Source organism: Nocardioides psychrotolerans, assembly GCF_900113685.1.
GTDB lineage: Bacteria > Actinomycetota > Actinomycetes > Propionibacteriales > Nocardioidaceae > Nocardioides > Nocardioides psychrotolerans.
Genome location: NZ_FOQG01000004.1, coordinates 143,688 through 163,971 on the forward strand (window position 1 = coordinate 143,688; position 20,284 = coordinate 163,971).

Genomic DNA, 20,284 nt, shown 5'->3' on the forward strand with positions numbered 1-20,284 from the left:
CCGAGCCGCCTCCCCGGTCACCTCCCCGGTCACGTTGGGCGAGGGCGCGGGCTAGGTCCGGCCATGCCGATGACCCCGCCGGCGGCGGGGTGTGGGGCGGTGGACTCAGGTCTCGCGCGGTAGTGCGGTGGGCGTCGTGATGGTGCCGGTGCCGTCGACGCGGAAGTAGTGCCGGTTGGGTGATCGCCACACGTGGGTCGATGTCGCAGGACCTCGCGGGTCGGGTGCGCCTCGGGAACACGCAGTGGTGGCCGATCAGCTCACGTCGGCCCCGGGGACGCGCGGGGATCTCATCGGCCTTGACGTGGACATGGTCGGTCAGGTCGATGACCGGCGTCACCACCACCTGCACGTCGGGGCTGGCGCACCAGTCGCGGACGCGGACGGCCCAGATCGGGGACCTATGTTTTCGACCGGGCCGGCTCGACCACCGAGACGGCGAAATGAGACATCGGGACGGCCAGACAGGCCGTCCCGATGTCGTGGTGCTCAGGTGCTACGGGTCAGTTATTTCCACCCAGGAAGCGGGCGGAGACCTGGTTCAGGTTGATGGTGGTTTCGACTGCCGGGATGGTGATGGCCAGGCCGTTCACCTTCGTTCCGTAGAAGCTGCGCTCCTGCTCCACCAGCATCTTGATGATCCCGTCGCCGAAGTCGTAGCCACGGCCACGCTTGATGAGGCTGGTGACGTCCTCGCCGTTCACCAGGACCTTGGCGAAGGTCGTGGTCAGCTTGGTGCGGACGCGCTCACCGGGCTGGGTCGGGACCAGGGCGACCTTGGAGGTGAGTCCTTCGATCACGATGTCCAGCGTGTTGGGGACGTTGATGTTGACGCTACCGATGGTGGACGAGGTGAATCCCCGACCGCTCGTCCGGTCCTGCCTGCCGCTGTAGAGGTACTTGATGTCGCTCAGCGTAATGCCGAGCTGGTCGTTGATCAGGCTTGCCGACCCCGTCTCGATGCTGCGGGTCTTGCCGAAGGTGCCCTCGCAGGGAATGGAGCTCTGCGAGATGCCACCCAGGGAGACGAGGCCGCCGATGGCGCTGAGCTCCAGGGCCGACATGGTGGAGCGGAAGACGCCGGCGGGAACGGGGCGGCTGATGCGGCTGCTGGCGCGGCCGAGCTGGAGCACGGTCTCCTCGCCGGTGGCGTCCACGAGGAGCTTCAGGGCGTAGGCCTCTGACGAGGCGAAGTTCTTGCCGACGCGGGGATTCTCGGTGCCGAGGCTGATGGCGCCCAGGCCCGGGATGGTGATGGTGCCGACGGAGCTCAGAACGTCGACCAGGGTGGCAACGGGCACGTTCACGAGCTCGAAGACCTGGTCTGCGGGGACGCCAAGGGCGTCGAAGAGGGTGTTGAGCGTGTCCGAGATCGGGTTGCCCTCGGGCAGGTCCAGGCTCAGGCCGCGGTAGCCGAAGGAGCTGTCAGACTTGAAGGCGCCCTTTCCGCCGTTTGCCTTGGCATCGAAGAACGAGTCGGCGACGGACTGCAGTCCCTCCACCTTCAGAACCGGGGTAGGCACGCCGGCGATCTCGCCGCCCAGGGCGATGTCGGCCACGGTGTTGACCGCACGAACGCCGTTGATCCCCTTGGCGGCGTTGCGGTAGGTGTTGCTGGTGCTCGTCGAGGCAGCGACCTTGATCAGGTCGTTGCCGATCGCGAGGGGGACCGAGACGATGGAGGGCTGGGCCTTATCGACGCCGACCTTGCGGGTGCAGGGCATCTGGAGGTTGGCGTCACGGAGCGTGCGGAGCTCGACGTTGTTGACGCGGACCTTGGTGCCGAAGACGCTGGCCTTGTAGCCGAAGTTCGTGACAGCAGTCTTGGCGGCGGCGGCGTCGGACGGCGCAGCGACGGCGGGGAGCGTGGTGAGGCTGGCACTCAGCCCCGCGGCGCAGGCGGCCGCGACGGCCACCGACCTGACGATCGAACTCTTCATGCGAATACTCCTATGGGGATGGCGAGGCGAGGGCACGGCCGAGTCCGCTCGACCCCTCAACGGGCGACGGGGTGGGAGGTTATAGACACATCTAGACCACTAGGGGAGGGCGGTTAAGCATGTCGCTCATCATGACGGGCAATCGACCCGCCGTCCGGGTTTTAGGGAGACCTCGCACGGGTCGGTAAGGTCCCGCTGCGTGCAGGTGCATTTTCGGCAGGACATCCAAGGGCTCCGAGCCGTTGCGGTGACCCTGGTGGCCCTCGACCACGCCGCCATCGGCCCCTTCCACGGTGGTTTCGTGGGGGTCGACGTCTTCTTCGTCATCTCCGGCTACCTGATCACCTCGCTGCTGCTGCGCGAGGCGGACCGGTCCGGCACGGTTTCGCTCTCGAGCTTCTACGCCCGACGTGCTCGCCGGATCTTACCCGCGGCCCTGCTGGTCACGCTGGTCACGATCGTGCTCTCCGTGCTCTTCCTCGACGGCGCCCGTGCGCTGGCCGTGGGGGAGCAGGCCATCTGGGTGACCTTCTTCGCGGCTAACATCAAGTTCGCCTCCGACCAGACCGACTACTTCGCCCAGGGCGAGCCCGTCTCCCCGCTCCAGCACTACTGGTCGCTGGCGGTGGAGGAGCAGTTCTACCTGCTCTGGCCGCTGATCCTGATCGCGGCGCTGGCGCTGCTGTCCCGACGCGTCGGGGGGCCGCGCAAGGCCGCAGCCCTGGTGCTCGGGGCCGTCGTCGTCGCGTCCTTCGCCTGGTCGTTGCACCTCACTGCGACCAACCCGCTGGCCGCCTACTTCTCGACTCCCGCGCGGGCCTACGAGCTCGCGCTGGGTGCGCTCGCCGCGGCCGGTACGCCGTACCTCTCACGACTGAGGGTCATCGCGATGCCATTCCTGCTCGCCCTCGGGTCGTGGGTCGGGGTCGGGCTCATCGCCTGGTCGGCGCTCGTGTTCACCGAGGCCACGCCGTTCCCCGGCTCGGCCGCGGCCGTCCCGACGATCGGCACAGCACTGCTGCTCCTGGGCGGTCTAGAGCGGGTCGCGGCCTGGGGACCCCAGAAGGCGCTCTCGGTGCTCCCGATGCGCGTGGTGGGGGACTGGTCCTACTCGTTCTACCTCTGGCACTGGCCGCTGATCATTGTGGCCGACTACCAGTTCGGGGACATCTCGGGCCTGCGCGGCGGCGCCGTCCTCCTCGTGGCCCTGGCGCTCAGCGCCGCCACCTACATCTGGGTCGAGACGCCGTTCCGGACGAAGAAGGTGTGGAGCGTCGGGAAGACCCGTGCGCTGCTCCTCTACCCCGCGACGGTCCTGATCGTGCTGCCCTCGGTCGCGGTCGCCAACCACGTCGTGCGCGCCGGCTCCGACGACGGTGGTGCGGCGATCTCCCTGACCAACTACGGCCAGGACCCCTCCGACCCGCCGGCCCGGTTCGACGACGACCCCTTCGTCGCCCTCGTCGAGGCATCGGTCCTGGCCGCGGAGAACGAGATGCCGATGCCCGGCGACCTCCAGCCCAACCCGCTCGACCTCCAGGAGAGCACCGCCTCGCTCGGCGACTGCGAGTACATCGATATCGAGACCGAGGATCTCGAGCTGTGCCCTCGGGGCGACGTCGAGAGCGACCAGGTCATGGTCCTCATGGGCGATAGCCATGCCCGGCAGTGGGTTCCGGCGCTCGACGCGATCGCCGAAGACCAGGGCTACGTCTTCTACGCTCTCGTGCGCAACGGCTGCCCGTCGGTCGACCAGACGCCGGTGACCACCTCGGGAGGGGCGAGCGTCGGCTGCGAGGAGTTCCAGGACTGGGCCTTCGACTCCATCGACGAGCTGCAGCCCGACCTGACCGTTCTCGCGACCGACGCCAACGAGCGCGGCTTCGTCGTGGACGGCGAGACGATCGACGACAACGACTCCCTCGTGGCCCTGATGGAGTCCGGCATGGAGGCGACCATCGACCGGGTGATGCCGTCGAGCGGCCAGACGGTCGTGATCGGCGACCCGCCCATCCACCGCACCAGCCCGATCGACTGCCTCACCCGGGACGACCCGACCCTGCTCGGCTGCCTCTCCGCTCCGGAGTCGCGTTCGGAGCGGATGACGCGTGCCACCAAGCGCGCCGCCGAAGCCACGGGAGCGGAGTTCATCATCACGCGTCCGTGGTTCTGCGTGGAGGACAAGTGCCCCACGGTCGTGGGTCGGATGGTGACGCACCGCGACGTCGAGCACATCACCGTGGAGTACTCGACCTACCTCGCGCCGAAGCTGGCGGAGAAGATGGAGCTCGACTTCACGGGCTGAGCCGGTGGCGGTCGAGGTCTGTCTGGTTGGTACCCCCGGCAGGATTCGAACCTGCGCTTTCGCCTCCGGAGGGCGACGCTCTATCCCCTGAGCTACGGGGGCCCGGGGTGCGGGTCGACCTTACAGGCGCCGGTGTCCGAGGGTGAAACCGGTTCGGAGTCCACGCTGCCCCGCCGATAGGCTGGACCGGTGACTCCTGAGCAGCTCTCCACCGCGATCGTCGATGTCCTGACGACCCTGTCCACCACGGGTGAGGTCACCCTGCCGGACGGTGTCCCGACGACGGTCACGGTGGAGCGACCCCGCCAGAAGGGGCACGGCGACTACGCCACCAACGTGGCCATGCGGCTCGCCAAGTCGGCCGGCATGAACCCGCGCGCGTTCGCCGAGCTCGTCAAGGGTGGGCTCGAGGCCGTCGACGGCATTGCCGAGGTCGAGGTGGCCGGCCCCGGTTTCCTCAACGTCACCGTCGCCGCCGGCGCCCAGGGCCTCGTCGCGCAGCAGGTCGTCGCCGCCGGCGCGTCGTACGGCGCCTCGGACGCGTTCGCCGGCGAGAAGATCAACCTCGAGTTCGTGTCGGCCAACCCCACGGGGCCGCTCCACATCGGTGGTGTGCGCTGGGCCGCCGTCGGTGACGCACTCGGCCGGATCTTCACCCTGACCGGCGCCGAGGTGACGCGGGAGTACTACTTCAACGACCACGGCGCCCAGATCGACCGCTTCAGCCGCTCGCTGCTGGCGAGCGCGAAGGGCGAGCCGGCCCCGGAGGACGGCTACGGCGGTCAGTACATCCACGACATCGCCCGCGCCGTCCTCGAGAAGACGCCTGACGCGCTCGACCGGTCGCCCGAGGACTCCCTCGAGACCTTCCGCCAGGTCGGCGTCGACATGATGTTCGCCGAGATCAAGCAGAGCCTGCACGACTTCGGCGTCGACTTCGACGTCTACTTCCACGAGGACGACCTGCACAGGAGCGGAGCGGTTGCTCGGGCCGTCGAGCGACTCACGGCGCTCGGCAGCACCTACGAGAAGGACGGCGCCACCTGGCTCGCCACCGAGAAGTACGGCGACGACAAGGACCGGGTCATCATCAAGTCCGATGGCGAGGGTGCCTATCTCTCCGGCGACCTGGCCTACTACCTCGACAAGCGCGAGCGCGGCTTCGACCGCTGCTTCATCATGCTCGGCGCCGACCATCACGGCTACGTCTCGCGGATGATGGCGATGTGCGCCGCCTTCGGCGACAAACCGCACGAGAACCTCGAGATCCTCATCGGGCAGATGGTCAACCTCCTCCAGGACGGCGAGCCGCTGCGGATGTCGAAGCGGGCGGGCACCGTGGTGACGATCGACGACCTCGTCGACGCGATCGGCGTCGACGCAGCCCGCTATGCACTCGCCCGCTACAGCAGCGACTCCAACATCGACCTGGACCTCGGCCTGTGGACCAAGGCAGCCGGCGAGAACCCGGTCTTCTACGTCCAGTACGTTGCGGCGCGGACCTGGCGCCTGCTTCACAACGGCGCCGACCTCGGCGTCCTGCCGGCGTCCGAGGGCTTCGACCCGAGCCTGCTCTCCGACGAGAAGGAGGGCGACCTGCTGCGCGCGCTCGCGGACTTCCCTCGCGTCGTGACCGCCGCCGCCGAGCTGCGCGAGCCGCACCGGGTGGCACGCTACCTCGAGGACACGGCCGGCTCCTTCCACCGTTTCTACGACAGCTGCCCGGTCCTGCCCAAGGGCGACGAGGAGCCGACCGAGCTTCACCGCGCCCGGTTGCTCCTCGTGCAGGCGACCCGGACGGTCTTCGAGAACGGCCTGGCGCTGCTCGGCGTCTCCGCGCCCGAGCGGATGTGATCGGGCGATGACGCACGAAGCAGGCTGGGCGCACGCTCCTGGTGCGCTCAAGCTCCCATCGTGGCTGCGCGAGCCTCCCGACCCCAACGAGCTGGTCCCGCTGCTGTGGTCCGGCACGACGCGCAAGGACGACGGTGACCTGGTCGTGGGAGGAGTGGCCCTCGCCGACCTCGCCGCGGAGTTCAACACCCCGGCCTACGTCCTCGACGAGGACGACTTCCGGGCCCGGGCGCGAGCCTTCCGGGACGCCTTCGCCGATTACGACGTCTACTACGCCGGCAAGGCGTTCCTCTGCACGACGATCGCCCGCTGGGTGGCCGAGGAGGGCCTGCGTCTCGACGTCTGCTCGCCCGGTGAGCTCACCGTCGCGCTGCGCGCCGGGGTCGATCCCGCCCACATCGGCTACCACGGCAACAACAAGTCCCGTCCGGAGCTCCGTCGCGCCGTCGACGCTGGCGTCGGGCGGATCATCGTCGACAGCTTCACCGAGATCGAGCGGCTCGCCTCGGTCGCGGCCGACCTCGGCACGACGACAGCCGTCATGATCCGGGTGACGGCAGGCGTCGAGGCCCACACCCACGAATACATCGCGACCGCCCACGAGGACCAGAAGTTCGGCTTCTCGATCACGTCCGGTGACGCCCTCGAGGCCGTACGACGGGTGGTCGCCGCCGAGGGGCTCGAGCTGCTCGGCCTGCACTCCCACATCGGCAGCCAGATCTTCGACTCCAGCGGCTTCGAGGTCGCGGCCCGACGGGTGCTCGCGCTGCACGCCAGGGTCGCGAGCGAGGTCGGGCTGACGATGCCCGAGATGGACCTCGGCGGCGGTTTCGGCATCGCCTACACCACGCAGGACGACCCGTCGGAGCCCGCGCAGCTGGCCGTCGAGATGAGCAAGATCGTCGAGCACGAGTGCCGCGCGCTGGGCATCGAGCAGCCCCGGCTCTCCATCGAGCCCGGTCGCGCGATCGTCGGCCCCTCGATGTGCACGGTCTACACCGTCGGCACGGTCAAGCCGGTGGCGCTGGACGGTGGCGCCGTGCGCACCTACGTCTCGGTCGACGGCGGGATGAGCGACAACATCCGCACCGCCCTCTACGACGCCGACTACTCGTGCACGCTCGCCTCGCGCGCCTCGCAGGCGCCGCCGATGCTGGCGCGCGTCGTCGGGATGCACTGCGAGGCCGGCGACATCGTCGTGAAGGACGAGTTCCTGCCGTCCGACCTGACGCCAGGTGATCTACTGGCGGTGCCCGGCACGGGTGCCTATTGCCGGTCCATGGCCTCCAACTACAACCATGCGCTGCGGCCCCCGGTGATCGCGGTGAAGGACGGTGTCGCACGCGTGGTCGTGCGACGCGAGACGATCGAGGACCTGTTGGCGACGGATGTGGGTGCGGTAGATGGATAAGCGGTCATTGCGGGTCGCGGTGCTGGGGTGCGGCTCGGTGGGCTCCCAGGTGGTGCGGCTGCTCCAGGAGCAGGCCACCGACCTCGAGGCGCGCATCGGTGCGCGGATCGAGCTCGTCGGGGTCGCCGTACGACGGATCGACGCGACGCGCGACGTCGAGGTGCCCGATGGCCTGCTGACGACCGACGCTGACGGGCTGGTGGCTCGCGACGACGTCGACCTGGTCATCGAGGTGATCGGTGGCATCGAGCCGGCCCGGTCGCTGATCCTGTCCGCGCTCGAGCACGGCGCCTCGGTGGTGACGGCCAACAAGGCCCTGCTCGCCGAGGACGGCCCGACGCTCTTCGAGGCGGCTGAGAAGGCCGGCCGCGACCTCTACTACGAGGCCGCCGTCGCCGGTGCCATCCCGATCCTGCGGCCGCTTCGCGAGTCGCTCGCCGGTGACAAGGTCACCCGGGTGCTGGGCATCGTCAACGGCACCACCAACTTCATCCTCGACAAGATGGACTCCTCGGGCGCCGGTTTCGCCGAGGCCCTCGAGGAAGCCCAGGAGCTGGGCTACGCCGAGGCCGACCCCACCGCCGACGTCGAGGGCTTCGACGCCGCAGCCAAGGCAGCGATCCTGGCCTCCCTGGCCTTCCACACCCGGGTGACCGCCTCCGACGTCTACCGCGAGGGCATCTCGGAGGTCACAGCCGCCGACGTGCAGTCGGCCCGCGAGATGAACAGCGTCGTCAAGCTGTTGGCGATCTGCGAGCTCAGGGCGGTTGCGGGGGGAGACGACGCGGTCGCCGTGCGCGTGCACCCCGCGATGATCCCGCGCTCGCACCCGCTCGCGAGTGTGCGTGAGGCCTACAACGCGGTCTTCGTCGAGTCCGAGGCGGCCGGCCAGCTGATGTTCTACGGCCCCGGTGCCGGCGGCGCGCCCACGGCCTCCGCCGTGCTCGGCGACCTCGTGACCGTGGCCCGCAACCACCTCGCCGGCACCCGCGGCGTGGGGGAGTCGGCCTACGCCGACCGCGCGGTGCTGGCCATGGGCGAGACCCGCACCCGCTACCACGTGGCCATCGACGTCGACGACCGCGCGGGCGTGCTGGCCTCCGTGGCCCTCGCCTTCGCCGAGCACGACGTGTCGATCCAGACGGTGCGTCAGGAGGGTCGCGGTGACGACGCCCAGCTCGTCGTGGTCTCGCACGAGGCCACCGACGCCCAGCTCAGTGCCACGGTGGAGCACCTGCGAGGCATGGACAACGTCCGCGAGGTCACCTCGGTGATGCGGGTCGAGGGAGAGACCGAATGACGACCACCGTGACCCGCACCCACCAGTGGCGTGGCGTGATCGAGGAGTACCGCCCGCTGCTCGACATCCCCGAGGGCACGCCCGCCGTCACGTTGCGGGAGGGCGGGACGCCGTTGGTCTTCTCCGAGTGGCTCTCCGGCCTGACCGGGGCCGAGGTCTGGCTCAAGGTTGAGGGCAACAACCCCACCGGTTCCTTCAAGGACCGTGGCATGACGACCGCGATCTCGGTCGCCAAGGCCGATGGTGCCGAGGCAGTCGTCTGCGCCTCGACGGGCAACACGTCGGCCGCCATGGCCGCCTACGCCGCCAAGGCCGGCCTCAAGCCGCTCGTGCTCGTCCCCGAGGGCAAGATCGCCGCCGGCAAGATGGCCCAGGCGATCCTGCACGGCGCCCAGGTGATCATGGTGCGCGGCAACTTCGACCACTGCCTCACCCTGGCCCGCCAGCTCGCCTGGGACTACCCCGTGGCCCTGGTCAACTCGGTCAACCCGATGCGGCTCGAGGGCCAGAAGACCGCCGCCTTCGAGATTGCCGACTTCCTCGGAGACGCCCCCGACTACCACCTGCTGCCGGTCGGCAACGCCGGCAACATCGCGGCCTACTGGCTCGGCTACACGCAGTACCACTCTCTCGGTGTGACCACCCGGACACCGGTCATGCGCGGCTTCCAGGCCGAGGGCGCCTCGCCCCTCGTGACCGGCGAGCCGTTCCCCGACCCGGAGACGAAGGCCACCGCGATCCGCATCGGCAACCCCGCCTCGTGGAAGCTCGCCGAGGCGGCCCGCAACGAGTCGGGCGGGCGTTTCGCGGCCGTCAGCGACAACCAGATCCTCTCGGCGCAGCGTGAGCTGGCGTCCCGTGACGGTGTCTTCGTGGAGCCGGCCTCTGCCGCCGGCATCGCGGGGATCCTCCAGGAGCTGGCCGCCGGCGAGTCCTACGCCGGCTCGACCGTGGCGATCACGGTCACCGGCCACGGGCTCAAGGACATCGCCACCGCACTCGAGGGCGTGGGTGCGCTCGTCGACACGGTGATCGACGCCGACGTGACCGCTGCGGCGCAGGCCGCCGGTCTGGCCTGAGGGCGCGACCGTGGTGACGTTCGTGGAGGGACCCGTGCGCGTCTCGGTGCCCGCGACCTCGGCCAACCTGGGGCCGGGCTTCGACTCGCTCGGCCTCGCGCTCGACCTGCGTGACCACCTCGAGGGCGAGGTCGTCGCGGAAGGGCTGGTCGTGGAGGTGACCGGGGCCGGTTCTGGCGCCGTACCCCTCGACGAGACACACCTCGTCGTCCGCTCCATGCGTGCCGCGTTCGACCTCCTGGGTGGGCAACCTGCGGGCCTGCGCCTCTCGTGCACCAACGTCGTGCCCCACGCACGTGGGCTCGGCTCCTCGTCGGCAGCCATCGTCGGAGGCGTGTTCCTGGCCCGGTCGCTCGTCGCCGGGGGAGCGCTGCTCCTCGACGACGAGGCGCTCTTCCGTCTGGCCGCGGACCTGGAGGGCCACCCCGACAACGTGGCTCCGGCGATGCGCGGCGGCTTCGTGATCTCCGGCCACCAAGGCGACGCGTTCTACGCCGTCGACTCCTCGGTCGACCCCCGCGTGAGCGCCGTCGTGTTCATCGCGCCGACCCCGGTCTCGACCGAGGTGGCCCGCGGTCTCCTGCCCGCGCAGGTGCCCCACGCCGAGGCGGCCGCCGACGCCGGACGTACGGCGCTCCTCGTCGCCGCGCTGGCCGGTCGTCCCGAGCACCTGTGGCTGGCCACGCGCGACTACCTCCACCAGGACTACCGCCGCCCGGCCATGCCCGATTCTCTTGAGCTCGTCGACCGGTTGCGTGCCGACGGAGTCGCAGCGGTGATCTCCGGGGCCGGTCCCACGGTGCTCGCGTTCAGCGACGGGGTGGCCAGCTCCGGCACCGAGGAGCTCCTCGGGCGAGCGCCCCAGGGCTGGCAGGTGCTGGCGCTCGCGATCGACAGCGACGGCGTACGACTCGCCTGAGCGAACCCGCCGCTGAGGCCGCCGGCGCAGTGATACATTGACCGCGCGTCAGCCCCTCGACGCAGTTCCTTCGTGTGACCACGGCCCGTCAGGGCAGTCGATCCGCGAGGAGCACCCACCCTTCCTTGGCTCGTGCGGAGCATCCGCACGACCCGTCGGCCTCCTGCGTGAGCGACGTCGAGGCAGGGCCCCTGACATGTAGCCGTGGGTGATCACACCAGTGCGGCACTGACGTGGGAAGGACCTCACGTGACGGAAACCATCGAAACCTCCACCGCCCCTGACGCTGCCGCGTCGGCTCCCAAGAAGCGCGGTGGCGGGCTCAACTCCCTGCTGCTCGCCGACCTGAAGTCGATGGCCGGCGGCATCGGCATCCCCGGCGCCAAGAGCATGAAGAAGGCTCAGCTCGTCGACGCGATCAAGGCGGCCCAGGCGGGCGCCTCGTCAGCCCCGACCACGTCCGCGAAGCGGGTCGCTAGGTCGACCGACAAGCAGCCGGCCGAGCTCCCGGTCGACGAGCCGGTCGACAAGGCAGTCGACAAGACGAGTGACAAGGCGAGTGACAAGGCGGGCGAGGCCGAGGCCGCGCCCGTGGTCGTGAAGACCGAGCGCACCCGCCGCACCCGGGACCGTCAGCAGGACCGTCAGCAGGACCGCGAGGAGCCACCCAGCCGGGACCGTGATGCCCAGGCCGCCGGTGACCGTGAGGCCCAGACCACCCGCGACCGCGAGGCCCAGGCCACGCGGGACCGCGAGATCCAGGCCACGCGGGACCGTGAGCGTCAGCAGGAGCGCATCCGCCAGCAGGACCGGCCCCAGCAGGACCGCCAGCAGGACCGGGCCCAGCAGGACCGCCAGCGGGACCAGCAGCAGGACCGGGACCAGCAGGACGGCGAGGAGGGCAGCGGCCGCAACCGCCGCCGTCGCGGCCGCGACCGCAACAACCGTCAGGCCGGCCCCGCCGGAGCGGGGCGCAACGAGCCCGACACCACGATCCTCGAGGACGACGTCCTGGTGCCGGCTGCCGGCATCCTCGACGTGCTCGACAACTACGCGTTCGTCCGCACCAGCGGCTATCTGCCCGGGGTCGAGGACGTCTACGTCTCGCTGTCGATGGTGCGCAAGTACGGCCTGCGTCGCGGCGACGCCATCCTCGGCCAGGTGCGCCAGCCACGCGACGGCGAGGGCAAGGCCAAGTTCAACCCGATGGTGCACATCGAGAGCGTCAATGGAGCCGACCCGGAGACGGCGAAGAACCGGGTGGAGTTCCAGAAGCTCACGCCGCTCTACGCCTCGGAGCGGCTGCGACTCGAGACCGAGCCGGGCAACCTCATCGGCCGCGTCATCGACATCGCCGCCCCGATCGGCAAGGGCCAGCGCGGTCTCATCGTGTCGCCGTCCAAGGCCGGCAAGACGATGATCATGCAGTCGATCGCCAACTCGATCACGACCAACAACCCCGAGTGCCACCTCATGGTGGTGCTGGTCGACGAGCGTCCGGAGGAGGTCACCGACTTCGAGCGCTCCGTGAAGGGCGAGGTCATCTCCTCGACGTTCGACCGCCCGGCCTCCGACCACACGATGGTCGCCGAGCTGGCGATCGAGCGGGCCAAGCGCCTCGTCGAGCTCGGTCACGACGTCGTGGTGCTGCTCGACGGCATCACCAGGCTCGGCCGCGCCTACAACCTGGCGGCCCCGGCAAGCGGCCGGATCCTGTCCGGCGGCGTGGACTCGGCTGCGCTCTACCCGCCCAAGAAGTTCTTCGGTGCGGCCCGCAACATCGAGAACGGCGGCTCGCTGACGATCCTGGCCACGGCCCTGATCGAGAGTGGCTCGAAGATGGACGAGGTGATCTTCGAGGAGTTCAAGGGCACCGGCAACATGGAGATCCGACTGCGCCGCGACTTCGCGGACAAGCGCATCTTCCCCGCGATCGACGCCGTGCAGTCGGGCACCCGTCGCGAGGAGCTCCTGATGAGCAAGGAGGAGCTGGCCATCATCTGGAAGCTCCGCCGCGTGCTCTCCGGGCTCGACAGCCAGCAGGCTCTCGAGCTTCTCCTGGAGCGTTTGAAGAAGTCGCAGAGCAACATGGAGTTCCTGCTGCAGGTCCAGAAGACGACGCCCACGGCAGGCGGCCAGGACGACTGAGGTCGGCCGGGGCTAGGCTGACCGCACAATCACCAGGGAGAGGGACGACGTGGCACGCATCGTGGTCGCTGATGACGACGTGGACATCCGGGAGCTCGTGGAGTTCAAGCTGTCGATGCTCGGGCACGAGATCGTCGCCGTCGGCGACGGCGCCGCGGCGGTCGAGGCCTGCCAGGCACAGCGTCCCGACCTGGCGGTGCTGGACGTGATGATGCCCGGCACGTCAGGACTCGACGCGATCCGGTTGATCCGGGCCGATCCCGCCCTGGTCGACCTGCCCGTGATCCTGCTGACGGCCCGGGCCCAGGAGTCCGACGTCGAGACCGGCTTCGACTCCGGCGCCGACGACTACATCACGAAGCCGTTCAGCCCCCGCGAGCTCGCCTCGCGGGTCGAGGCCCTGCTCGCGCGGGCCCAGGGCGGCGTCTCCTAGCGGGGCATCTCCCCCGGAGGGGGCCAGGCTTCCCGGTCCGGGCCTCCCGGACCACCTACCGGACCACCCGAGGCGTTGTCCCACGAGGCACCCGGGTCAACGAGTACCGTTGAACCCTGGCGGTGGGGGCCGCTTGTCGTGAGGGGGGACCGTGGTCGCAGCAGTGCGCAGTACGTCGACTCCCCAGCCGACCCCGCGGCAGGGAAAGCCCCCGAAGGTCGAGCGTGGCCGACCGGTCGCGCGGCTCGTCGGACCAGTGTTCTTCCGTGTCGGCATGCTGGTCGCGGCCATGGCTGCGGTCTGCGTGATCGGGGTGGTCCTCTCGGTCCGTTCCGTGGCACACCTGACGGACGACGTCGAGCGCTCGGCCGATGCCAACGCCGCCGTGTTCCTGGACGTCACCGAGATGGATGCTGCCGTGGGGGCCTGGGGGCAGAGCGGCCAGGCGTCGACCCGCGACGACTACACGCAGGCCTTCCGGCGGCTGCCGGCCGACCAGGAGCTTGTCCGCCGCCTGACGAGCGGTGACGCCGAGCTCGACCTCCTGGTCACCCGGTTGGAGGACTCCGTGCAGGCCTGGGTCGACGGCTACGCGGCCCCCCGCATCATCGCCGAGGGCGGCGCCGGCTCCTTCGCGCCCCAGCGCTTCCGGGTAGGACGCGATCTCTTCTCCGAAGTAACCTCCGCGCACGCCGAGACCGAGCGGGCTTTCGACTCCCGCACCCGTGACGCCCACCAGGAGGCGGCCGTCCGTCTGCGCGGCACGATCGGCGGGGTCCTCCTGCTGGCGATCGCGGCCTGGGTCGTCATCGGACGATCTCGTCGGCGCCTGCTCGCGGAGCTCTCCGAACCGCTGCTGGCCATGGAGGCGGCGGTGCAGAAGATGACCAAGACCGACCTGGACGCACGCGCCCCGGCAGGGGGACCGAAGGAGGTCCGGGCCGTCGCGATCGCGCTCAACGACTACGCCGACGCACAGAGCCGGGCCCGCGCGGTCGAGGGCCGCATCCAGAACGAGCTACGCGTCCTCGACACCGCCAAGGACGACTTCGTGTCCAACGTGTCGCACGAGCTGCGCACGCCCCTGACCACGATCAGCGGCTACCTCGAGATGGTCGCCGAGGAGTTCGAGGACCGCATCGAGCCGCGCCACGAGCGGATGCTCGAGGCCACCCGGCGCAACGTGACCCGGCTCAAGACGCTCATCGACGACCTGCTCGCGCTGTCCAAGGCCGAGAGCCGGGCGACCGACCTCGAGGCCTCCGACGTCATCTCGATGGTCCGCGACGCCGTGACCGACGTGCGGATCACCGGGGCCCGCCGCGGCATCCGGATCGACGTCGTGGCCCCCGACCAGCCCATGCTGGTGCTCTCGGACCGCGCGATGCTCCAGCGCGCGCTGCTCAACGTGCTCTCGAACGCGGTGAAGTTCAGCCACGACGACGGCGTGATCGAGGTCGTCGTCGGCCGGCACCTCGACGAGCAAGTGGAAATCATGGTCCGTGACCACGGCATCGGCATCCCGCGCGCGGAGCTGGACCGGCTCGGCACACGGTTCTTCCGCGCCTCCAACGCCGTGACCAACGAGATCGCCGGCACCGGTCTGGGCCTGCGCATCGTGCAGACGATCATCGACAAGCACGCCGGCGACGTCATGATCGAGTCGACCGAGGGGGAGGGCACCGCGGTGTTCGTCCGCCTCCGGCTGCACGGCCCGACCCTGATCGTCGGAACCGAGCCCGGGTCGGCGCCGGTCTCGGCCCACCCTCTGACCGCAGCGGGGAATTAGGCAGCCCGCGGCGAGGTTCTCTATCATTGGCAGTTGGTTCCGGTTCACGCTCCCGCAATCAGTGGGGACGACCCGGCGGCCCTCCCAGCAATGGGAACAGAGAGGACAGCCATGAAGAAGGACATCCACCCTGACTACGTCGTCACCGACGTGACCTGCACCTGCGGCGCGCAGTTCACCACGCGCAGCACCTCGAAGGGCGGCTCCATCCGCACCGACGTCTGCTCGCAGTGCCACCCGTTCTACACCGGCAAGCAGAAGATCCTCGACACCGGCGGCCGCGTTGCCCGCTTCCAGGCTCGCTACGCCAAGAAGGCCGCTGCCCCGGCCGAGGCCGACGCCGACGCCAACGCCAACGCCGACGCCAAGTAGCAACCTCCGAGCGCCGACCCGCTGCCTCCATGCAGTGGGTCGGCGCTCGTGATTTGTTCGCACCGACCCCACGCATCGCGACCACCACAGGAGTCCTCATGTTCGAGGCCGTCGAGGGATACCTCGCCGAGCACGGCGAGCTCGAGACCCGACTGGGCACTCCTGAGACGCACGCCGACGCCCGCCTCGCGAAGCGCCTCAACCAGCGCTACTCCGAGCTCAGCGCCATCATCACCGCCTGGCGCGAGTGGCAGGCCTACGACGGCGACATCGAGGCGGCGCGGGAGCTCGCGACCGAGGATCCCACCTTCGCCGGGGAGGTCGACGCGCTGGTGGCGGGTCGGGTCCAGGCAGAGGAACGCGTGCGCTACCTGCTCATCCCGCGCGATCCTGCCGACGACAAGGACACGTTGCTGGAGATCAAGTCCGGGGAGGGGGGCGAGGAGTCGGCCCTCTTCGCCGGCGACCTGCTCCGGATGTACATCCGCTACGCCGACGCGCGGGGCTGGCGCACCGAGCTGATCGACGCCACCGAGTCCGACCTCGGTGGCTACAAGTCGGCGACGGTCGCGGTGAAGGCCAAGGGCACTCCCGCGCCGGGCGAGGGCCCGTTCGCCCAGCTCAAGTTCGAGGGTGGCGTCCACCGAGTCCAGCGGGTGCCCGTCACCGAGTCTCAGGGGCGGGTCCACACCAGCGCCGCAGGCGTCCTGGTCCTCCCCGAGGCCGAGCAGATCGACGTCACGGTGGACGACAGCGACCTGCGCATCGACGTGTACCGCAGCAGCGGGCCGGGCGGCCAGAGCGTCAACACGACCGACTCCGCGGTGCGCATCACGCACGTCCCGACGGGCATCGTGGCCAGCTGCCAGAACGAGAAGAGCCAGCTGCAGAACAAGGAGCAGGCGATGCGCATCCTGCGTGCTCGCCTCCTCGCCGCCGCGCAGGAGGAGGCCGACGCCGAGGCCAGCGAGGTGCGGCGCAGCCAGATCCGCACCGTCGACCGGTCGGAGCGGATCCGCACCTACAACTACCCCGAGAACCGGATCTCCGACCACCGCACCGGCTACAAGGCCTACAACCTCGACCAGGTGCTCGACGGTGACCTCCAGCCGGTCCTGGACTCCTGCATCCAGGCCGACCTCGACTCCCGCCTCGCGGCGCTCGAGGACTGATGGAGGACCGTCGTCGGCTGCTGACGGCCGCGACCGCCCAGCTCCGCGCCGCGGGGGTGGCCAGCCCCGAGCACGACGCGGCCGAGCTGCTGGCGCACGTCCTCGGCACCGAGCGCTCACGGCTCGTCCTGGTCGACCAGGTCGCCCCCTCCGTCGCCGAGTCGTACGCCGCGCTGGTGGCGCGGCGCTCGGCCCGCGAGCCGCTGCAGCACCTGACCGGCGTCGCCTGGTTCCGCCATGTGGAGCTCCGTGTCGGGCCAGGGGTGTTCGTGCCGCGGCCCGAGACCGAGCTGCTGGCCGGCTGGGCGATCGAGCAGGCCAGGACCCTCGACGATCCCGTGGTCCTCGACCTCTGCACGGGGTCGGGGGCGATCGCCAAGGCGATCGCCGACGAGGTGCCCGCAGCCCGGGTGCACGCCGTGGAGCTGGACGAGCAGGCCCATGTCTGGGCGGAGCGCAACCTCGCCGGCACCGGGGTGGAGCTGCGCCTCGGAGACCTCGCTACGGCCTTCGACGACCTTGCCGGCCAGGTTGACGTGATCGCCTGCAACCCGCCCTACATCCCGCTCGATGCCTGGGAGTCCGTGGCGCTCGAGGTCCGCGACCACGACCCGCACCTCGCCCTGTTCTCCGGGGACGACGGACTCGACGCGATCCGGGTCCTCGAGAAGCGGGCTGCGCTGCTTCTGCGCCCCGGCGGGGTCGTCGGTGCTGAGCACGCCGACGCCCAGGGGGAGTCCGTGCCCGCGGTGTTCACGCGGACCGAACGCTGGACCGACGTACGAGATCATCGCGATCTGGCCGGGCGAGCGCGCTTCGTGACGGCACGACTGGCACGATGAGGCCGTGAGCGAGCGATACGCGACCGAGAGTCCCGACGAGCTGGAGTCCGCGATCGAGGCGGCGAGCCTGGCGGTCCAACGTGGGCTGCTGATCGTCCTCCCGACCGACACCGTCTACGGCATCGGTGCCGATGCCTTCGAGCCCGATGCTGTCGCGTCGCTCCTCGAGGCCAAGGGGCGAGGCCGCGACATGCCGCCTCCGGTGCTGGTGAGCTCGGCGACCACGATCGACGCACTAGCGGTCAAGGTGCCCGGCTACGCCCGAGCGCTGATCGAGGCCTTCTGGCCCGGCCCGCTGACCCTGGTGTGCCACCAGCAGCAGTCGTTGCAGTGGGACCTCGGCGACACCCGTGGCACGGTTGCGATCCGCATGCCCGATCACCCGATCACCCTGGAGATCCTCGAGCGCACCGGTCCGCTGGCGGTCAGCTCCGCCAATCGCACCGGGATGCCGGCCGCGACCGACGCCGACCAGGCAGCCGACATGCTCGGCGACTCGGTCGCGGTGATCGTCGACGCGGGGGAGTCTCCGGGAGGTCAGGCCTCCACGATCGTCGACGTCACCGGCAGCCAGGGTCGCATCCTGCGCCGCGGCGCCCTGTCCCTGGAGGAGCTCAACGAGGTCCTCGAGCCGCTCGGAGCGACCCTGACCGACGAAGGCTGAGGGCGCACCATGCGCGGAGCCCGGGGATGAGTGACAGCGATGAGGGACCCGCGATGAGGGCCGGAGCATGAGGGAGTACCTCCTGGTCTTCCTCGTCGCCGCGTCCGTCACCTACCTCCTGACGGTCGTCGCCCGCGAGATCGCGCTGCGCACCGGAGCGGTCGCGCCGGTGCGTGACCGCGACGTTCACGCCGAGCCGATCCCCTACCTCGGAGGCATTGCGATGCTCGGGGGACTGGTGGCGGCCTATGTGGTGGCGCGCGAGCTGCCGTTCCTGTCCAACGGCGGCCCGTTCGTCTTCGAGGACGCGAAGATCGTGCTGATCGCCGGGGCGATGGTCTGCGGCATCGGGGTGCTCGACGACATCTTCGACCTCGACGCGCTCACCAAGTTCGGGGGACAGGTCCTGGCGGTCGGGCTGCTGATCTACTCCGGCCTCCAGTTCAACTTCTTCCCCCGCCCCGACGGCTACCAGCTGGCACTCGACCCGGCCCAGGGAGCCCTGCTGACGCTGGTCGTGGTGGTCGCCACCGTCAACGCGGTCAACTTCGTCGACGGGCTCGACGGGCTCGCCGCAGGCGTCGTCGGCATCGGGGCCGCGGCGTTCTTCCTCTTCAGCTATCAGCTGGCCAACCTCAACGGCGCCAGCCTGGCCACCACCGCGGCCCTGCTCTCGGCGTCCCTGGCGGGGGCTTGCGTTGGGTTCCTGGCCCACAACTTCCACCCGGCGCGGCTGTTCATGGGCGACAGCGGGTCCATGCTGATCGGGCTGGTGCTCTCGACCACCGCACTCACCATCACCACCCAGTTCCGCGGCAACGAGCTCACCCAGGGCGCGGACGGCTCGCAGGCGAGCCTGCTGCCGTTCCTCCTGCCCCTCGCGCTGCCGATCCTGATCCTGATCGTGCCGCTGGTCGACCTCGTCCTCGCCGTCGTACGACGCACGCGGGCCGGTCGCTCCCCCTTCGCCCCGGACAAGCAGCACCTCCATCACCGGCTCCTGGAGATCGGGCACTCCCACCGCCGCGCGGTGGCCATCATGTGGCTCTGGGCGGCCCTGATCGCGTTCGGCACGGTGCTCGCCAGCCTCTACACCGGCCCACGGATGTGGGGGTCGCTGGGCGTCATGGCGGCCGTCACGGTGGTGCTCACCTTCGTGCTCCCGCGATTCGCCAAGCCCCTCTCAGCGGTGCCCCAGGAGGGGCTCCCTGAACCCGATGCGGAGCCCTCCGCGACTTTGTGATAGTTTTCACGAGCTCCCCGAACGACCTCCACAGAACGGCCGCCAATGATGACGACCGAGGCCCCCCGCACCGGACAGGTTGACCGCGACAGCGGTGTCAGCGTGCTCCTGGGTGCGGCCGCGTCAGCCCTGGTCCTGGGGCTCCTCGCCTCTGTCGTCGGCGCCTTCACGAGCGGCTCGGAGGCCGCCTTGGGCGCCCTGGTCGGCACCGTCCTGGTCGTCGGGATCCTGGGCTTCGGGTCCTTCGTGGTCAACGTCGTCGCGGGCCTGGTGCCCACGTTGGCGTTGATGGTCGCGATGACGACCTATGTGCTCCAGGTGGTGCTCATGGGCCTGGTCTTCGCGGTGCTCTCCGGCAGCGACCTTCTCGACACGACGCTCGACCGCGGCTGGCTCGCCGGCGCGGTCATCGGCGGCACCGCGATCTGGCTCGTGAGCCAGGTCCTGCTGGCCACGCGCCGCCGGATTCCGGTCTACGAGCTGCCCACCGAGGGGGGTGCGCGATGACCGCCGACGACTGCTATTGTCCGGTGCGCGATGGCTCAGGAGATTCCCCCCGGGGAGCACGACCACGGACCACGCGGAGATCCTTGGAACGCTTTCGGCTACTTGGTCTCCGGTGTCCTGCTCTACGGTCTCGCCGGATGGCTCCTCGATCGCTGGCTGGGCACGACCTTCCTGGTAGCGATCGGGATCTTGTCCGGCGCGGCCCTCGGGACATATCAGACCTGGGCCCGCTTCCGGATCCCGGACAGCTCCGCCACCACAGCGCAGAAGAAGCAGCAGTAGTGCACGAGGACGTAGTGAAGACAC

17 protein-coding genes and 1 tRNA gene are annotated in these 20,284 nt (G+C 69.9%); 16 read left to right on the plus strand and 2 right to left on the minus strand.

Annotated elements, in window-relative coordinates; all coding sequences use genetic code 11:
• Positions 1-503: 503 nt before the first annotated feature.
• Positions 504-1,940: a hypothetical protein gene (locus BM204_RS06710; RefSeq protein WP_091111470.1), complete on the minus strand. Its 1,437-nt coding sequence runs from the start codon at positions 1,938-1,940 to the stop codon at positions 504-506.
• A 199-nt stretch (positions 1,941-2,139) separates the two neighbouring features.
• Here BM204_RS06710 and BM204_RS06715 point away from each other — a divergent pair, with 199 nt between their 5' ends.
• Positions 2,140-4,245, plus strand: coding sequence for an acyltransferase family protein (locus BM204_RS06715; RefSeq protein ID WP_091111472.1), 2,106 nt, complete (start codon positions 2,140-2,142; stop codon positions 4,243-4,245).
• Positions 4,246-4,272: 27 nt separating this feature from the next.
• On the opposite strand, the gene BM204_RS06720 is transcribed toward BM204_RS06715, so the two are convergent.
• Positions 4,273-4,347: transfer RNA gene (locus tag BM204_RS06720), tRNA-Arg, on the minus strand.
• An 87-nt stretch (positions 4,348-4,434) separates the two neighbouring features.
• Between BM204_RS06720 and argS the strand changes: the two genes are divergently transcribed.
• From argS to BM204_RS06795, 15 genes are all read left to right on the plus strand, one after another.
• Positions 4,435-6,099, plus strand: a complete 1,665-nt coding sequence (argS, locus tag BM204_RS06725) for an arginine--tRNA ligase (protein ID WP_091111473.1) — start codon at positions 4,435-4,437, stop codon at positions 6,097-6,099.
• 7 nt (positions 6,100-6,106) lie between these two features.
• Positions 6,107-7,510: a diaminopimelate decarboxylase gene (gene lysA, locus BM204_RS06730; protein ID WP_091111475.1), complete on the plus strand. Its 1,404-nt coding sequence runs from the start codon at positions 6,107-6,109 to the stop codon at positions 7,508-7,510.
• The gene (locus tag BM204_RS06735) at positions 7,503-8,810 is read left to right on the plus strand and encodes a homoserine dehydrogenase (protein ID WP_091111477.1); all 1,308 of its coding nucleotides are present in this window, start codon (positions 7,503-7,505) and stop codon (positions 8,808-8,810) included. The genes lysA and BM204_RS06735 overlap by 8 nt, the downstream gene beginning before the upstream one ends.
• Positions 8,807-9,889: a threonine synthase gene (gene thrC / locus BM204_RS06740; RefSeq protein WP_091111479.1), complete on the plus strand. Its 1,083-nt coding sequence runs from the start codon at positions 8,807-8,809 to the stop codon at positions 9,887-9,889. Before BM204_RS06735 ends, thrC begins: the two co-directional genes overlap by 4 nt.
• A 10-nt stretch (positions 9,890-9,899) precedes the next feature.
• Complete coding sequence (gene thrB, locus BM204_RS06745) at positions 9,900-10,808, plus strand: homoserine kinase (RefSeq protein ID WP_091111480.1); 909 nt, start codon at positions 9,900-9,902, stop codon at positions 10,806-10,808.
• Between the two features lie 249 nt (positions 10,809-11,057).
• Entirely contained in the window at positions 11,058-12,956 is a 1,899-nt protein-coding gene (rho, locus tag BM204_RS06750) for a transcription termination factor Rho (RefSeq protein ID WP_091111481.1), read from the plus strand.
• 49 nt (positions 12,957-13,005) lie between these two features.
• The gene (locus BM204_RS06755; RefSeq protein ID WP_091111483.1) at positions 13,006-13,389 is read left to right on the plus strand and encodes a response regulator transcription factor; all 384 of its coding nucleotides are present in this window, start codon (positions 13,006-13,008) and stop codon (positions 13,387-13,389) included.
• 274 nt (positions 13,390-13,663) lie between these two features.
• A complete protein-coding gene (locus tag BM204_RS06760; protein ID WP_143099677.1) occupies positions 13,664-15,178 on the plus strand; it encodes an ATP-binding protein in 1,515 nt (504 codons plus the stop codon).
• 111 nt (positions 15,179-15,289) lie between these two features.
• Positions 15,290-15,550, plus strand: coding sequence for a 50S ribosomal protein L31 (rpmE, locus tag BM204_RS06765; RefSeq protein WP_091111486.1), 261 nt, complete (start codon positions 15,290-15,292; stop codon positions 15,548-15,550).
• A gap of 98 nt (positions 15,551-15,648) precedes the next feature.
• Positions 15,649-16,722, plus strand: coding sequence for a peptide chain release factor 1 (gene prfA / locus BM204_RS06770; protein ID WP_091111488.1), 1,074 nt, complete (start codon positions 15,649-15,651; stop codon positions 16,720-16,722).
• Entirely contained in the window at positions 16,722-17,564 is an 843-nt protein-coding gene (gene prmC / locus BM204_RS06775; RefSeq protein ID WP_091111489.1) for a peptide chain release factor N(5)-glutamine methyltransferase, read from the plus strand. The genes prfA and prmC overlap by 1 nt, the downstream gene beginning before the upstream one ends.
• A 4-nt stretch (positions 17,565-17,568) precedes the next feature.
• Positions 17,569-18,228, plus strand: coding sequence for an L-threonylcarbamoyladenylate synthase (locus BM204_RS06780; RefSeq protein WP_091111491.1), 660 nt, complete (start codon positions 17,569-17,571; stop codon positions 18,226-18,228).
• A gap of 67 nt (positions 18,229-18,295) precedes the next feature.
• Complete coding sequence (locus tag BM204_RS06785; RefSeq protein WP_091111493.1) at positions 18,296-19,471, plus strand: glycosyltransferase family 4 protein; 1,176 nt, start codon at positions 18,296-18,298, stop codon at positions 19,469-19,471.
• A 48-nt stretch (positions 19,472-19,519) separates the two neighbouring features.
• On the plus strand, positions 19,520-19,978 hold the full coding sequence (locus BM204_RS06790; RefSeq protein WP_143099678.1) for a hypothetical protein: 459 nt from the start codon (positions 19,520-19,522) through the stop codon (positions 19,976-19,978).
• Between the two features lie 30 nt (positions 19,979-20,008).
• Positions 20,009-20,260 carry an AtpZ/AtpI family protein gene (locus tag BM204_RS06795; protein ID WP_091111496.1) on the plus strand — a complete coding sequence of 84 codons (252 nt, stop codon included), beginning with the start codon at positions 20,009-20,011 and terminating at the stop codon, positions 20,258-20,260.
• The last annotated feature ends 24 nt before the right edge of the window (positions 20,261-20,284 follow it).

Excerpts from the sequence above, each read along its gene's own strand:
- BM204_RS06710 (WP_091111470.1), bottom strand. The coding sequence starts at position 1,940 with ATGAAGAGTTCGATCGTCAGGTCGGTGGCCGTCGCGGCCGCCTGCGCC.
- lysA (WP_091111475.1), top strand. The coding sequence starts at position 6,107 with ATGACGCACGAAGCAGGCTGGGCGCACGCTCCTGGTGCGCTCAAGCTC.
- BM204_RS06735 (WP_091111477.1), top strand. The coding sequence starts at position 7,503 with ATGGATAAGCGGTCATTGCGGGTCGCGGTGCTGGGGTGCGGCTCGGTG.
- thrC (WP_091111479.1), top strand. The coding sequence starts at position 8,807 with ATGACGACCACCGTGACCCGCACCCACCAGTGGCGTGGCGTGATCGAG.
- BM204_RS06760 (WP_143099677.1), top strand. The coding sequence starts at position 13,664 with ATGCTGGTCGCGGCCATGGCTGCGGTCTGCGTGATCGGGGTGGTCCTC.
- rpmE (WP_091111486.1), top strand. The coding sequence starts at position 15,290 with ATGAAGAAGGACATCCACCCTGACTACGTCGTCACCGACGTGACCTGC.
- prfA (WP_091111488.1), top strand. The coding sequence starts at position 15,649 with ATGTTCGAGGCCGTCGAGGGATACCTCGCCGAGCACGGCGAGCTCGAG.
- prmC (WP_091111489.1), top strand. The coding sequence starts at position 16,722 with ATGGAGGACCGTCGTCGGCTGCTGACGGCCGCGACCGCCCAGCTCCGC.
- BM204_RS06785 (WP_091111493.1), top strand. The coding sequence starts at position 18,296 with ATGAGGGAGTACCTCCTGGTCTTCCTCGTCGCCGCGTCCGTCACCTAC.
- BM204_RS06790 (WP_143099678.1), top strand. The coding sequence starts at position 19,520 with ATGACGACCGAGGCCCCCCGCACCGGACAGGTTGACCGCGACAGCGGT.
- BM204_RS06795 (WP_091111496.1), top strand. The coding sequence starts at position 20,009 with ATGGCTCAGGAGATTCCCCCCGGGGAGCACGACCACGGACCACGCGGA.